The 13,766-nt window shown below is 66.7% G+C and carries 11 protein-coding genes; 4 read left to right on the top strand and 7 right to left on the bottom strand.

The window, feature by feature from the left end; all coding sequences use genetic code 11:
• Positions 1 to 126: 126 nt before the first annotated feature.
• Positions 127 to 1,146 carry a ribonucleotide-diphosphate reductase subunit beta gene (locus ACX9OT_RS17665; RefSeq protein ID WP_005407669.1) on the bottom strand — a complete coding sequence of 340 codons (1,020 nt, stop codon included), beginning with the start codon at positions 1,144 to 1,146 and terminating at the stop codon, positions 127 to 129.
• Between the two features lie 144 nt (positions 1,147 to 1,290).
• Positions 1,291 to 3,693, bottom strand: coding sequence for a ribonucleoside-diphosphate reductase subunit alpha (locus ACX9OT_RS17660; protein WP_149909495.1), 2,403 nt, complete (start codon positions 3,691 to 3,693; stop codon positions 1,291 to 1,293).
• Positions 3,694 to 4,223: 530 nt separating this feature from the next.
• On the opposite strand from ACX9OT_RS17660, the gene ACX9OT_RS17655 reads away from it, so the two are divergent.
• On the top strand, positions 4,224 to 5,060 hold the full coding sequence (locus ACX9OT_RS17655) for a DUF2884 family protein (protein WP_149909496.1): 837 nt from the start codon (positions 4,224 to 4,226) through the stop codon (positions 5,058 to 5,060).
• Positions 5,061 to 5,135: 75 nt separating this feature from the next.
• Here the strand turns inward: ACX9OT_RS17655 and zapE are convergent, their stop codons facing one another.
• The gene (gene zapE / locus ACX9OT_RS17650) at positions 5,136 to 6,236 is read right to left on the bottom strand and encodes a cell division protein ZapE (protein WP_032128212.1); all 1,101 of its coding nucleotides are present in this window, start codon (positions 6,234 to 6,236) and stop codon (positions 5,136 to 5,138) included.
• Positions 6,233 to 6,904, bottom strand: coding sequence for an alpha/beta hydrolase (locus tag ACX9OT_RS17645; protein WP_049400585.1), 672 nt, complete (start codon positions 6,902 to 6,904; stop codon positions 6,233 to 6,235). The genes zapE and ACX9OT_RS17645 overlap by 4 nt, the downstream gene beginning before the upstream one ends.
• A 43-nt stretch (positions 6,905 to 6,947) precedes the next feature.
• Here ACX9OT_RS17645 and ACX9OT_RS17640 point away from each other — a divergent pair, with 43 nt between their 5' ends.
• Positions 6,948 to 7,805 (top strand): EamA family transporter, encoded by an 858-nt coding sequence (locus tag ACX9OT_RS17640; RefSeq protein WP_032128214.1) that lies wholly within the window; start codon positions 6,948 to 6,950, stop codon positions 7,803 to 7,805.
• 60 nt (positions 7,806 to 7,865) lie between these two features.
• On the opposite strand, the gene ACX9OT_RS17635 is transcribed toward ACX9OT_RS17640, so the two are convergent.
• From ACX9OT_RS17635 to ACX9OT_RS17625, 3 genes are all read right to left on the bottom strand, one after another.
• Entirely contained in the window at positions 7,866 to 9,308 is a 1,443-nt protein-coding gene (locus ACX9OT_RS17635) for an ExeM/NucH family extracellular endonuclease (protein ID WP_277779349.1), read from the bottom strand.
• Between the two features lie 172 nt (positions 9,309 to 9,480).
• Entirely contained in the window at positions 9,481 to 9,999 is a 519-nt protein-coding gene (locus ACX9OT_RS17630; protein WP_149909497.1) for a c-type cytochrome, read from the bottom strand.
• A gap of 205 nt (positions 10,000 to 10,204) precedes the next feature.
• A complete protein-coding gene (locus ACX9OT_RS17625) occupies positions 10,205 to 10,813 on the bottom strand; it encodes a TetR/AcrR family transcriptional regulator (RefSeq protein WP_005407661.1) in 609 nt (202 codons plus the stop codon).
• A gap of 161 nt (positions 10,814 to 10,974) precedes the next feature.
• Here ACX9OT_RS17625 and ACX9OT_RS17620 point away from each other — a divergent pair, with 161 nt between their 5' ends.
• Positions 10,975 to 12,138, top strand: a complete 1,164-nt coding sequence (locus tag ACX9OT_RS17620) for an isovaleryl-CoA dehydrogenase (protein ID WP_049462813.1) — start codon at positions 10,975 to 10,977, stop codon at positions 12,136 to 12,138.
• A gap of 10 nt (positions 12,139 to 12,148) precedes the next feature.
• Positions 12,149 to 13,759: a carboxyl transferase domain-containing protein gene (locus ACX9OT_RS17615; RefSeq protein ID WP_049462812.1), complete on the top strand. Its 1,611-nt coding sequence runs from the start codon at positions 12,149 to 12,151 to the stop codon at positions 13,757 to 13,759.
• Positions 13,760 to 13,766: the final 7 nt, after the last annotated feature.

Below are 13,766 nucleotides of genomic sequence, written 5' to 3'. Positions count from 1 at the left end.
AAGGCCCGCGTGCAGCATGACGGCCGGTAGCACCAGGCAGGCTCCGCCGGGCATGGCCCGGCGCTACCAACAAAAAACCCCGGCGTTGGCCGGGGTTTTTCGTTGCGACAGATGTGACCGGTTCGATCAGAAGTTCATGTCGAAGGCGACTTCGCCCTGCACGCCGACCTGGTAGGCCGATACGCGGCGTTCGAAGAAGTTGGTCAGCTCCTGCACGTCCTGCAGTTCCATGAACGGCAGCGGGTTGCGCACGTTGTACTTCTTTTCCATGCCCAGCTTGGCGAAATGCTGGTCGGCACAGTGCTGCAGGTACTGGCGCATGTCGCGGGTGGAGATGCCGGCCACGCCGCCGGACAGCACGTCCTCGGCGAACTGCACTTCGCATTCGATGGCTTCGGCCAGCATGTCGTAGACCTGCTGCTTCATCTCTTCGTCGAACAGGTCCGGTTCTTCCTCACGCACCACGCGCACCGACTCGAACGCGAACTCCATGTGCGCGCTCTCGTCGCGGAACACCCAGTTGGTGCCCGAGGCCAGGCCCGGCAGCAGGCCGCGCGAACGGAAGTAGTACACGTAGGCAAAGGCCGCGAAGAAGAACAGGCCTTCGATGCAGGCGGCGAAGCAGATCTGGTTGAGCAGGAACTGGCGGCGCTGTTCGCGGGTCTCGATGCGGGTCAGGCTCTGGATCGAGTCGATCCACTTGAAGCAGAAATCGGCCTTCTTCTTGATCGAGTCGATGTTCTCCACCGCCGAGAACGCCTTGGCGCGCTCTTCCGGATCCGGCAGGTAGTTGTCGAGCAGGGTCAGGTAGAACTGCACGTGCAGCGCTTCTTCATACAGCTGGCGCGACAGGTACATGCGCGCTTCCGGCGCATTGAGATGCTGGTACAGGTTCAGCACCAGGTTGTTGGAGACGATCGAGTCGCCGGTGGCGAAGAACGCGACCAGGCGGTGGATCAGGTGGCGCTCGCCCGGCGACATCTTGCTGTGCAGGTCGGTGATGTCGATCTGGAAGTTGATCTCTTCCACCGTCCAGGTGTTCTTGATCGCGTTCCGGTACATGTCATAGAACTGCGGGTAGCGCATCGGGCGCAGGGTCAGTTCAAAACCGGGATCGAGCAGCATCTGCTTGGGCTTGTCGGCCATGGGTGTTTCCTTGAATTCCTGGGTGAGCCGCCGGGCGTGGCCCGGCGCTACCGTGGGTGTTTTTCCGCAGCCGAGCATGGCTCGGCTCTACAGGTGCGAGGTGTTCGAGTGCCGACCAACGGTCGGCACCCACCGGGCGGTGTGTTACTGGCAGGCCTCGCAGGCTTCCGGGTTTTCCAGCGAGCAGGCGATGGCTTCGTCCGGGCTGAATACCTTGGCCGGGGCCGCAGCGCTCACCGTGGTCTTGGCGATCTTGGTGGCCGGGCGCGAACGCAGGTAGTAGGTGGTCTTGATGCCCTGCTTCCAGGCGTACATGTACATGGAGGACATCGCGCCGATGTTCGGGCTTTCCATGAACAGGTTGAGCGAGGCCGACTGGTCGATGAAGGCACCACGCTCGGCGGCCATGTCGATCAGCGAACGCATCGGCAGTTCCCACGCGGTGCGGTAGACCTCGCGCAGCGTTTCCGGAATCTGTGCCACGCCGGCGATGGAGCCTTCGGCCAGCTTGATGGCGTCGCGCATGTCGGCGGTCCACAGGCCCAGCTTCTTCAGCTCGTTCACCAGGTAGCGGTTGACCTGCAGGAAGTCACCGGACAGGGTCTCGCGCTTGAACAGGTTGGACACCTGCGGCTCGACGCACTCGTAGCAGCCGGCGATCGAGGCGATGGTGGCGGTCGGTGCAATCGCGATCATCAGCGAGTTGCGCAGGCCATGCTCCTTGATGCGGGCACGCAGGGCATCCCAGCGCGCGGTGTCTTCCGGCACCACGTTCCAGGCGTCGAACTGCAGTTCGCCACCGGCGGCGCGGGTGTCGTTGAACGACGGGTGCTTGCCGCGTTCCTGGGCCAGCTCGCAAGAGGTTTCCAGCGCGTGGAAGTAGATTGCTTCGGCGATCTTCTTCGACAGGGCGCGGGCTTCGGCGCTGTCGAACGGCAGGCGCTTGCGGAAGAACACGTCCTGCAGGCCCATGCAGCCCAGGCCGACCGGACGCCAGCGCAGGTTGGCGCGGCGGGCGGTTTCGATCGGGTAGAAGTTCAGGTCGATGACGCGGTCGAGCTGGCGCACGGCCAGGCGCACGGTCTCGGCCAGCTTCTCGAAGTCGAACTCGTTGTGCTCGTCGAAGTGGTTGCCCAGGTTGATCGAACCCAGGTTGCACACTGCGGTTTCATCGTTGGAAGTGACTTCCAGGATTTCGGTGCACAGGTTGGACAGGTGGATCACGTTGCCCGGACGCAGGGTCTGGTTGCTGGCGCGGTTGCACTTGTCCTTGAAGGTCATCCAGCCGTTGCCGGTCTCGGCCAGCGTACGCATCATGCGGGCGTACAGCTTGCGCGCGGAGATGGTGCGGTTCGCCTTGCCCTGGGCTTCCGCCTGCAGGTAGGCCTGCTCGAAGGCTTCGCCGAACAGGTCGGTGAACTCCGGCACGACGCGCGGATCGAACAGCGACCATTCCTGGTCGGCCTCGACGCGCTTCATGAACAGGTCCGGCACCCAGTTGGCCAGGTTCAGGTTGTGCGCACGGCGGGCTTCGTCACCGGTGTTGTCACGCAGCTCGAGGAAGTCCTCGACGTCGGCGTGCCAGGTTTCCAGGTAGACGCAGGCTGCGCCCTTGCGCTTGCCGCCCTGGTTCACCGCGGCCACGGACGAATCCATGGTCTTCAGCCACGGCACGATGCCGTTGGAGTGGCCGTTGGTCGACTTGATCAGCGAACCACGCGAACGCACGCGGGTATAGCTGACGCCGATGCCGCCGGAGAACTTCGACAGCTGGGCGATGTCGCCGTACTTGGAATAGATCGACTCCAGCGAGTCCTGCGGCGAATCCAGCAGGAAGCACGAGGACAGCTGCTCGTGGGTGGTGCCGGAATTGAACAGGGTCGGGCTGGACGGCAGGTAGTCCAGGTTGCCCATGCGCTTGTACAGCGCCAGGGTCTCGGACACATCCTCGCTCAGCGCGCTGGCAATGCGCAGGAAGAACTGCTGCGGGGTCTCGATCACCTTGCGGGTGTGCGGATGGCGCAGCAGGTAACGGTCGTACAGGGTACGCAGGCCGAAGTAATCGAAGTTCAGGTCCAGCGAGATGTCGATGGCATCGTTGAGCTTGCGCGCGTTGGTCTGCACGAAGTTCAGCAGGCGGTCGTTGATCAGGCCGACTTCATGGCCACGGCTGACCGACTGCGAGAAGGCGTAGATTTCCTGGCCCGAGACTTCCTTGGCGATGTAGTTGGCCAGCAGGCGCGCAGCGAGGCGGCCGTACTCGGGCTCTTCACCGATCAGCAGGGCGGCGGTGCGGATGGACAGTTCGTCCAGCTCGCGGGTGGTGGCGCCGTTGTACAGGCCGGAAATGGTGCGGGTGGCCACGCGCATCGGATCGACGGCGTGCAGGCCTTCGGAGGAACGCTGCACCGCGCGCACGATCTTGTTCAGGTCCACCAGTTCGGTCGTGCCATTGCGCTTGGTCACACTCATCGCGTTGGCCGTCGGCGGCGACGTCAACAGGAATTCGCTTTCCTTCTCGATGGTGGCGCTGGATTCGGTGGTCACGGCGTGTGTCCTCTTGGCGTGATTGGTGGGTGCTCGATGCATCGGGTGACGCAGCCCGGGACATGACAGCCCAGGATGGCAGGACGGCGTCGCAGGGGATGAGACCCTGCGCCTGCCACTGCCGTTGACGATCGCGGATGGGTACCCCGGGCACCCCCTGGAATTGGGGTTGCTGCGACCGACGGCCACAAGATAGTGGGGGTAATGGGGTCCGTCAACGCCAAATGTAGTGAAATTCGGCAATCCCTTGCGCCGCAAGGATCGTGCCATCGGCGCCCGGATCAGACGCTTCAGACCTGCCGGAACGGGCTGCGCAGTCAAGCCCGAAAGGCGTCATCGCGGTGGTACAACGCACCGCGGAAACGGAACAATGACAGCTTCACATGACAGTGATGAAACTGGCTAGGGACAACCCTGTGGATAGTTGGTGGGCAGCCGGTGGAAATCCGGTGGACGGGTGACTTCCGGCCGGTGACGCCCGCGCGCTGGCAGCGGATGCTGGCCGCTCGCTCCCGGAAAAGGATGCTCCGATGCACCTGCGGTTGCCCGCGCTGGCCCTGCTGCCTGCCCTGTTCATTGCCCCGGCGCTGGCCGCCGAAGGGCCGGACCTGCGTTCGGACCAGTGCGGCATTCATACCGACTACGACGTGCTGGTGGACAGCGGTGGCATCTGGCTGCGGCATGGCCCGCAGGCACCGCACGAGGTGGTGTTCCACGATGGCGTGCTGAGCCTGGACGACACGGTCGTGCCGGTCAGCGAGGCCGACGCCGCCCGCCTGCGGCAGATGGAGGCCGGGGCGCGGCAGCTGATGCCGGCGGCCACGGCGCTGGCCCATGAAGTGAGCGGACTGAGCTTCGACGTGCTCGACGGGGTCTATGAAAGCCTCACCGGTACCGCCAACAGCCGCAAGGTCCGGCGCCTGCGCCGGCAGGCCGATGACTGGATCGGCGGCACGCTGGGCAAGGGTTACTGGGAACAGGCAGTGTTCGGGCCGGGCTTCGAGGCCAAGGTGCAGGACATGGCCGAGTCGCTGTCCGCGTCCATCGCCCGCAGCGTGCTGTGGCAGGTGTTCACCGGCCGCAGCGATGCGATGGAAGAACGCGCCGACCGCCTGGACGCGCAGATGGAACAGCAGCTGGAAGGCCGCGCCGAGCGCATCGAGGCCCGCGCGCAGGCGCTGTGCCCGCTGGTGCAGTCGCTGGCCGACACCCACGACGCGCTGGAAGTGCGCTACCAAGGCCAACCGCTGCGGCTGCTGGAGCGCGGCGAGAGCGTGCGGGTGGAGCACGGCGATGGCTCGGGCCTGCATGTGTCGGCCGGGCCGGATGAGCGGCCGCGTGGGAATGCGGTGGCGCCGACCCGGTAACCGCGCGGCGGATGCCGGCCAGCGGCCGGCACTACCGGAACCCTGGCCGGCAACGCATTTACCTGGGTGGCGCCCTCACGCCCGGTGCGGGGTACCCAGGTACTCGGCGCTCTGCATTTCGATCAGGCGCGAGGCGGTGCGCTCGAACGCGCCCTGCAGGCGCTGGCCGGTGTACAGCTCGATCGGCGAGGTACTGGCGGTGCAGACCAGGTTGACGTGGCGGTCGTACAGTTCGTCGATCAGGTTGACGAAGCGGCGCGCGGCATCTTCGTTCAAACGGTCGAAGGCGGGGATGCCGCCCAGCAGCACGGTGTTGAACTCGTGCGCGATCTCGATGTAATCCGACGGGCCACGCGGGCCTTCGCACAACGCGGCGAAATCGAACCAGGCAATGCTCTTGCCACGGCCGCGCACCGGGATCTTGCGGCCTTCGATCTCGATGTTGCCGGGCTTGGCCGGCTGGCCGCCGCTCAGTTCGTTCCAGCGCGTGGCCAGCCACTCATCACTGTCGGCGGCCAACGGTGCGCGGTACACCGGCGAGCGGGTCAGCGCGCGCATCCGGTAATCCTCGGTGCCCTCGGCGTACAGCTCCACGCAGAAGCGCTGCAGCAGGCCGATGGCCGGCAGGAAGCTCTCGCGCTGCAGGCCGTTGAGGTACAGGTTCTCCACCGCGGTGTTGGAGGTGGTCACCAGGGTCACGCCCTCGGCGAACAGGCGCTCCAGCAGCCGTGCCAGCAGCATCGCGTCGCCGATGTCGGTGACGAAGAATTCGTCCAGCACCAGCACGCGCAGGTTGCTGCGCCATTCCTGGGCGATCTTCGCCAGCGGGTCGCTCTGCCCCTGGTGCTCACGCAGGCGCTCGTGGACGCTGCGCATGAAGCGGTGGAAATGCGTGCGGTACTTCTGTTTGATCGGCAGGCCGTCGTAGAACAGGTCGACCAGGAAGGTCTTGCCACGGCCGACGCCGCCCCAGAAGTACAGACCCTTCACCGGCTCGGGCTTCTTCCAGAACGAGGACAGGCGGTCCAGCCAGCCGTCTTCGGCGCTGTCGACCAGGCCCAGGTGGATGCGGTCCAGTTCGGCCAGCGCTGCGTGCTGGGCCGGGTCGTTCTGCCAGTCGCCACGGGCAACCCCTTCCGCGTACCGCTGCGACGGGGTCAGCTCGGTTGCACTCATGCCGCCGCGCCCAGCCAGTGCTTCACGCCGTGGGTCAGCGCGCCACGCAGATCGATCAGCTTGCGGTGGAAGAAGTGGCTGGTCTCGGGCATGCGCACCAGCTCATGCGGGACGTCCAGCGTGTCCAGCCACTGGTAGACGGCCTGCGGGTCGACGATCTCATCCTGCTCGCCCTGGATCACCAGCCAGCGCGCCGGCGGCGCGATGCCATCGAAGTCCCAGCGACCGGCCGGCGGCGCGATCGAGATCAGCGCTTCCGGCTGCAGCGCGGCAGCGGCCTTCAAAGAAACGAACGAGCCGAAGCTGAAACCGGCCAGCCACAGGCGGTCGTCCGGGCGCTGGCTGCGCACCCAGGCGGCGACGGCTTTCAGGTCGTCCTGCTCGCCCACGCCATGGTCGAACTCACCGGCCGACGCGCCGACGCTGCGGAAGTTGAAGCGTACCGTGGCGATGCCCAGCTCGCGCAGCGTGGTGGCGGTCATGGTGACCACCTTGTTGTGCAGGGTGCCGCCTTCGGTGGACAGCGGATGGCAGACGATGGCCACGATCGGCTGCACCGGCACATCGGCCTTGGGCAGGTCAACGACCACTTCCAGCGGGCCGGCCGGGCCGTCCAGTTCGAGGCAGGCGGTTTCGCCGGGGGCGACGGGGAACGAAGGCTTGTGCATGGCACCATGATACCGTCCCCTGCCCCTGCCCTGTGCCCGCCCCATGCTCTACCTGTCCTTGGCCGTGATCTGCAGCGTGCTGGTTTCGGTGTTGTTGAAGGTGGCCGGACGCCGCCAGCTGGATGTTTCGCAGATGGTCACCTGGAACTATCTGGTGGCGGCAACGCTCACCGCCGTGGTGCTGCAGCCGCCGCTGGACGCACTGCGCGCGCCACATGCCCCGTGGCTGTCGCTGCTGGCACTGGCGGTGGTGCTGCCATCGATCTTCCTGGTGCTGGGCCGCGCGGTGGCGGTGGCCGGCATCGTCCGCAGCGACGTGGCGCAGCGCTTGTCGTTGCTGCTGTCTTTGGCCGCCGCCTTCCTGTTCTTCGGCCAGACTGCGACGCCGTGGAAGCTCGCCGGTCTCGGCCTGGGCCTGCTGGCGATGGTGGCGATCAGCCTGCGCCCGCGCGGCCCGGCGGTGGCGTCCTCACCCGGCGGCTGGGGCTGGCTGCTGGGCGTCTGGGCCGGGTTCGCGGTGGTCGACGTGCTGCTCAAGCAGGTGGCGCTGTCCGGCACGCCGTCGATGGCGGCGGTGCTGGCCAGCTTCAGCGTGGCCTTCGTGCTGATGCTGGCACTTCAGCTGTGGCGGCACGCCAGTGGCCGCAGCCGGTTGGCCTGGCGCAACCTCGGTGCGGGCGCGCTGCTGGGCCTGCTCAACGGCGGCAACATTCTTTTCTATGTGCACGCGCATCAGTCCATGCCGGAGAGCCCGGCCACCGTGTTCGCCGGCATGAACATCGGCGTGGTGGTGCTGGGCGCGCTGGTGGGCGTGTTCGCCTTCGGCGAGGCCACCACGAAGTGGAACCGCGCCGGGCTGGCGCTGGCGGTGCTGGCGATTGGATTGATCGCCTGGGGGTGAGCCCGGCCTCGGGGTCAGAGCCCATTTCGTTGGAATGGGATCCGACCCCGGCGCTGGGCGTTATTTATCGAAGCCCAGCAGCAACGGATCGTGGTCGGAGCTGCGCCACGGGCCCTGCACGTTGCGGCCCTGGTAGCCGCTGGCGTCCTGTTCGTCGGCATTGCTGTGCCACTCGGCGGCACCGCGCAGGCGCTGGGCCATGCCCGGGCTCAGCAGTGCATGGTCGAGGCGGCCGGTATAGCCGTTGTAGACGTAGCTGTAAGGATGCTCGACCTGGGCGACCTTGAATGCGTCCTGCCAGCCCAGGTCATGCAGGGTGCGGATCGGGTCTTCCATCGCGTAGGCGTTGAAATCGCCCAGCAGCACCACGTCCTTCACCTTCAGGCGGCCAGCTTCGGCCTGCACCCACTGGTTCAACTGCTTTGCCGATTCCACCCGGGTGGCATTCCAGCAACCCTGGCCATCGTTGCGGTCGGCATCGCCGCCGCTGGCATCACGGCAGCCCTTGGACTTGAAATGGTTGGCGACCACCATGAACGGTGCGCCCTTGCCCTGGAAGGCCTGCGCCAGCGGTGCGCGGCTGTGTTCGGCGAACGGACCGTCGGTTCTGGTCAACGGCTTGCCCAGCGGCTTGAACGCGCTCCTGCGATAGATGATGCCAACCCGGATCGGGTTGCTGCCCGGCACTTCGCCGGCATCGACGAAGGCCCACTGCTTGTCGGCGGCAAGACCGGCGTTGAGGGCGCTGACCAGTTCGGCGATGGCCGACTGCGGGCCATAGCCATCGTTTTCCAGTTCCATCAACGCGGCGATGTCGGCACCGAGCGCGTTGACCGTGGCCACCAGCTTGCCGACCTGCGCCTTGTGCTCTTCCAGCGTGCGCGCGCCGCGCAGGGTCGGGAAGCCACCGCCCTGGCCATCGCCATTGAAGAAGTTCTCCAGGTTGAATGCAGCGATATGCAGGCTGCCCGGCACCGTCGGCACCGCCGGACGCTTCAGCTCGGGCAACGTGAGTGCACCCTCGACCTGCAGGCGCGGACGGCCCTGTGCGTCCACGTGCACGACACCTTCCACATTGCGCAGCTGCATGCCGGTGCGCAGCACCGGGTTGGCTGGCAGGTAGGCCACGCTGGCCGGGTCGCGGGCTTCGCTGCCGTCGTCCAGCAGCAGGCGGCGGCGCTGGTTGTCGGCCATCACCTGCTCATAGCCGGCAGTACCCGGCGCGGCCACTTCGGTCGGCTGCCAGAGGCGGCCATCGAAGGCCACGGTGAGCTGCCCAAAGCGCTCCAGGCCATCGGTGCCGGCCAGGGTGAGCGGTGCGGCGATGCGCACGCGCTGGCCATCCAGCGCACGCCAGTCGGCCGGCGCGGTGGTCAGCACCACGGTGGCGCTGCTGCGCGCGGCGGACGGCGACGCGACCGGTGCGGCCTGCGGCTGGGCCTGGGCAAAGGCGCCGGCCGGCAGCAGCAGGGACAGGGCAAGGGCGAGGGAACGGCGGCGCATCGACGGGCGACTCCATGGAAGAGGCGCACAGACTAACCCTGAAATGCGAAACCCCGCCTGCGGGCAGGGTTTTGACCTTGGTGGGCAAAGCCTGGGTCGTGCCGGCCGCTGGCCGGCAACCTCATGACCTTGGTGCGATGCGTGGTTGCCGGCCAGCGGCCGGCACTACCGGTTACTTCAGGTTGCCCAGCATCCAGTCCACGGTGGCGTGGATCTGTTCCTCGGTCAGCGCCGGGTTGCCGCCCTTGGGCGGCATGATGCCGCCATCCGGGCCGGTATAGCCCTCGATGGCGTGCTTGTAGAGGGTCTCCTTGCCCTGTGCGATGCGCTTGTCCCAGTGCGAATGGTCCAGCGTCGGCGCCATGCCCACGCCGGTGGTGTGGCAGGCGGTGCACAGGTTGTCGAAGATGACCTTGCCGTCCTTGGTGCCGCCGTAGGCCACCTGCGAGGCGGCCTTGGCCAGCGCGGCGGCCTTGGCCGCAGCCTGCGCGGCGGCGCCGGTGCTGCCGGCATAGACCGCGCCGGTGGGCGAGATGCGCTGTTCGGTGCGCTTGGCCGCGGTCGGCGACACCTCGGGCGGAATCCGGGTGTGGATGTATGCGGCAAGGAGGATGAGGCCGAGGGTGATGGTCGCCAGCAGCGCGATCACCATGGAGAAGCGTTTCAGGAACTCCAGATCGTAATTCCGCACTCTTCGTTACCCCTGGCTGATAGTCGTTGGACCACGGCTGAGCGACTGCGTGATGGACCGAGTATAGAACGCGCTTTGCGTGCGACAACAGGCGTCACTGCTGGTGCGGCGCAGCATTCGGACCCGGTAGTGCCGGCCGCTGCCCGGCATCGCCAGCCCGCCGGATGGATCGTGCAGAAGCCGGCCAGCGGCCGGCTCTACCGGATTACCGGGCGCCGATCGCGCGCAGGCAGAAGCTGCAGATCGCATCCACCAGTGCGTCTTCGTCGCGGTGTGCTTCGCGGCTGGGCGCGGTCGGGCCGACCATCGCCTCGGTGAAGGCGCCGACGAGGCAGGCGGCGGCCACATGCGCGTCCTGCGCCGGCAGCTCACCGGCGGCCACGCCCTCCTCCACCAGCCGCAGGAACACGTCGCCGAAGGCACGACGACCACGCATGCGCTCGGCTTCCACGTCCGGGTCGACCGGTTCGACGATGAAGGCATGCGCCAGCCCCGGCCCGGCCAGGGCGCGGCGGACGAAGGCGGTGATCGCCAACCGCAGGCGCTCGCTGGCCACCTCCGGGCCGCTGGCGATGCGCTCCATGATCGCGACCTCGTGGGCCACCGCGGCGTTGAGCACCTCCACGAACAGCTCGGCCTTGGACGGGAAGTGCCGGTAGATCAGGCCGGTGGACACCCCCGCCTGGGTCGCCACGGCGGTCACCGGGGCATTGCGCCAGCCCCCGGTGGCGACCAGCTCACGGGTGGCCAGCAGGATCCGTTCACGGGCCCCGGCCAGGCGTTCTTCCATCAGTGCAGAGCGTTTGTAGGCCATGTTTTGATTCTAGTTTCAATTTTTGAATTTGTATTCACTTCTTACCCGAACCCCGCTACGCTGGGGTCCAATCGCCCGTGCGGGCAGCGGTCCTGCAGACCGCCGCCCGCTCCCCCGCCGGGTGCGTCCATTTCCTGCCATCCCGCCGTGGAGCCACCACAATGCACGTGCCATCCCTGAACTTCGACCTTGGCGAAGACATCGACCTGCTGCGCCAGAGCGTGGCCCATTTTGCCGCCGCCGAGGTCGCACCGCTGGCCGCCGAGGCCGATGCCAGCAACCAGTTCCCGCTGGCCCTGTGGCCGAAGCTGGGCGAACAGGGCCTGCTCGGCCTCACCGTGGAAGAAGAATACGGCGGCACCGGCATGGGTTACCTGGCCCATGTGGTGGCGATGGAAGAAATCTCGCGTGCCTCCGGCGGCATCGGCCTGTCCTATGGCGCGCACTCCAACCTGTGCGTGAACCAGCTGCGCAAGAACGGCAACGAAGAACAGAAGCAGCGCTTCCTGCCCGGCCTGTGCAACGGCAGCCTGGTCGGCGCGCTGGCGATGAGCGAGCCGGGTGCCGGTTCGGACGTGGTGTCGATGAAGCTGCGCGCCGACAAGCGCAGTGATCGCTACGTGCTCAACGGCAACAAGATGTGGATCACCAACGGCCCTGACGCCGACGTGCTGGTGGTCTATGCCAAGACCGACATGGAGGCTGGCGCCAAGGGCATCACCGCGTTCCTGGTCGAGAAGGGCATGAAGGGCTTCTCCACCGCGCAGAAGCTGGACAAGCTGGGCATGCGCTCCTCGCCCACCTGCGAGCTGGTGTTCCAGGAATGCGAGATTCCCGAAGAAAACGTGTTGGGCCAGGTCGGTGGTGGCGTGCGCGTGTTGATGTCCGGCCTGGATTACGAGCGCGTGGTCCTTTCTGGTGGCCCGCTGGGCCTGATGGCCGCGGCCATGGACGTGGTCATGCCCTATGTGCACGAGCGCCACCAGTTCGGCGAACCGATCGGCAGCTTCCAGCTGATCCAGGCCAAGATTGCCGACATGTACGTGGGGCTGGGCGCGTGCCGCGCCTACGTCTATGCCGTCGCGCGCGCCTGCGACCAGGGCCGCACCACCCGCCAGGATGCCGCCGGTGCCATTCTGTACGCCGCCGAGAAGGCCACCTGGCTGACCGGCCAGGCGATCCAGATCCTGGGCGGCAACGGCTACATCAACGAATATCCGACCGGCCGCTTGTGGCGCGACGCCAAGCTGTATGAAATCGGCGCCGGCACGTCGGAGATCCGCCGCATGCTGATCGGCCGCGAACTGTTCCAGCGCACCCTGTAAGGCCACTGCGATGACCGTACTAAGCACCCAGCTGCAACCGGGCAGCGAAACGTTTGAAAGCAACCGCGCGGCCATGCAGGCCGTGGTCGACGACCTGCATGCCACCCTCGCCCGCACCGCGCTGGGTGGCAGCGAAGCCGCACGCGCCAAGCACACCGCGCGCGGCAAGCTGCTGGTGCGTGACCGCATCGACGCCCTGCTCGACCCCGGCAGCGCCTTCCTGGAAATCGCGCCGCTGGCTGCGCACGGCATGTACGAAGACGCCGTGCCGGCCGCTGGCGTAGTGGCCGGCATCGGCCGCGTCAGTGGCGTGGAATGCGTGATCGTGGCCAACGATGCCACGGTCAAGGGCGGCACCTACTACCCGATGACGGTGAAGAAGCACCTGCGCGCGCAGGAGATCGCCGAGCAGAACCACCTGCCGTGCATCTACCTGGTCGATTCCGGTGGTGCGTTCCTGCCACTGCAGGACGAAGTCTTTCCCGACCGTGACCATTTCGGCCGCATCTTCTACAACCAGGCCAACCTGTCGGCGCAGGGCATTCCGCAGATCGCCTGCGTGATGGGCAGCTGCACCGCTGGTGGTGCCTATGTGCCAGCGATGAGCGACGAGACGGTGATCGTGCGCGAGCAGGGCACGATCTTCCTCGGCGGCCCGCCGCTGGTGAAGGCGGCCACCGGCGAAGTGGTGACGGCCGAGGAACTCGGCGGTGCCGATGTGCACACGCGCATCTCCGGCGTGGCTGACCACATGGCCGACAACGATCTGCAGGCGCTGGCACGGGTGCGCGCGATCATCGCCCAGCTCAACTGGCGCAAGCCGGAGCCGGCGATGGCGGTGCAGGCCAACGAGGAACCACTGTTGCCGGCGCACGAGCTGTATGGCGTGATCCCGGCCGACACGCGCAAGCCCTACGACGTGCGCGAGGTCATCGCGCGCCTGGTCGATGGCTCGCGCTTCGATGAGTTCAAGCCGCGCTACGGCGCAACGCTGGTGACCGGCTTTGCGCATCTGAACGGCTACCCGATCGGCATCATCGCCAACAACGGCATCCTGTTCTCCGAGTCGGCACTGAAGGGCGCACACTTCATCGAGCTGTGCACCCAGCGCAACATCCCGCTGGTGTTCCTGCAGAACATTACCGGCTTCATGGTCGGCCGCAAGTACGAACAGGGCGGCATCGCCAAGGACGGCGCCAAGCTGGTGATGGCCGTGGCCTGCGCCAAGGTGCCCAAGTTCACCGTGGTCATCGGTGGTTCGTTCGGTGCCGGCAACTACGGCATGTGCGGCCGCGCATACTCGCCGAACTTCCTGTGGATGTGGCCGAACGCGCGCATCGGCGTGATGGGCGGCGAACAGGCCGCCAGCGTGCTGGCCACGGTCAAGCGCGATGGCATCGAAGCCAAGGGCGGCCAGTGGCCGGCAGTGGAGGAAGATGCATTCAAGGCACCTATCCGCGACCAGTTCGAGCAGCAGGGCCATCCGTACTACGCCAGCGCGCGCCTGTGGGATGACGGCGTGATCGATCCGGCCGACACCCGCCGGGTGCTGGCCCTGGCGCTGTCGGCCAGCCTCAACGCCGCCCCGCAGCAGACGCGCTTCGGCGTGTTCCGCATGTAACCCGTGC

Source organism: Stenotrophomonas genospecies 3, assembly GCF_054473855.1.
This window is presented reverse-complemented; position numbering and strand designations above follow the sequence as displayed.

What these genes read in the sequence shown, in the direction of transcription:
- ACX9OT_RS17665 (WP_005407669.1), bottom strand. Translation starts at nt 1,146, where the DNA reads ATGGCCGACAAGCCCAAGCAGATGCTGCTCGATCCCGGTTTTGAACTG.
- ACX9OT_RS17655 (WP_149909496.1), top strand. Translation starts at nt 4,224, where the DNA reads ATGCACCTGCGGTTGCCCGCGCTGGCCCTGCTGCCTGCCCTGTTCATT.
- zapE (WP_032128212.1), bottom strand. Translation starts at nt 6,236, where the DNA reads ATGAGTGCAACCGAGCTGACCCCGTCGCAGCGGTACGCGGAAGGGGTT.
- ACX9OT_RS17645 (WP_049400585.1), bottom strand. Translation starts at nt 6,904, where the DNA reads ATGCACAAGCCTTCGTTCCCCGTCGCCCCCGGCGAAACCGCCTGCCTC.
- ACX9OT_RS17640 (WP_032128214.1), top strand. Translation starts at nt 6,948, where the DNA reads ATGCTCTACCTGTCCTTGGCCGTGATCTGCAGCGTGCTGGTTTCGGTG.
- ACX9OT_RS17635 (WP_277779349.1), bottom strand. Translation starts at nt 9,308, where the DNA reads ATGCGCCGCCGTTCCCTCGCCCTTGCCCTGTCCCTGCTGCTGCCGGCC.
- ACX9OT_RS17625 (WP_005407661.1), bottom strand. Translation starts at nt 10,813, where the DNA reads ATGGCCTACAAACGCTCTGCACTGATGGAAGAACGCCTGGCCGGGGCC.
- ACX9OT_RS17620 (WP_049462813.1), top strand. Translation starts at nt 10,975, where the DNA reads ATGCACGTGCCATCCCTGAACTTCGACCTTGGCGAAGACATCGACCTG.
- ACX9OT_RS17615 (WP_049462812.1), top strand. Translation starts at nt 12,149, where the DNA reads ATGACCGTACTAAGCACCCAGCTGCAACCGGGCAGCGAAACGTTTGAA.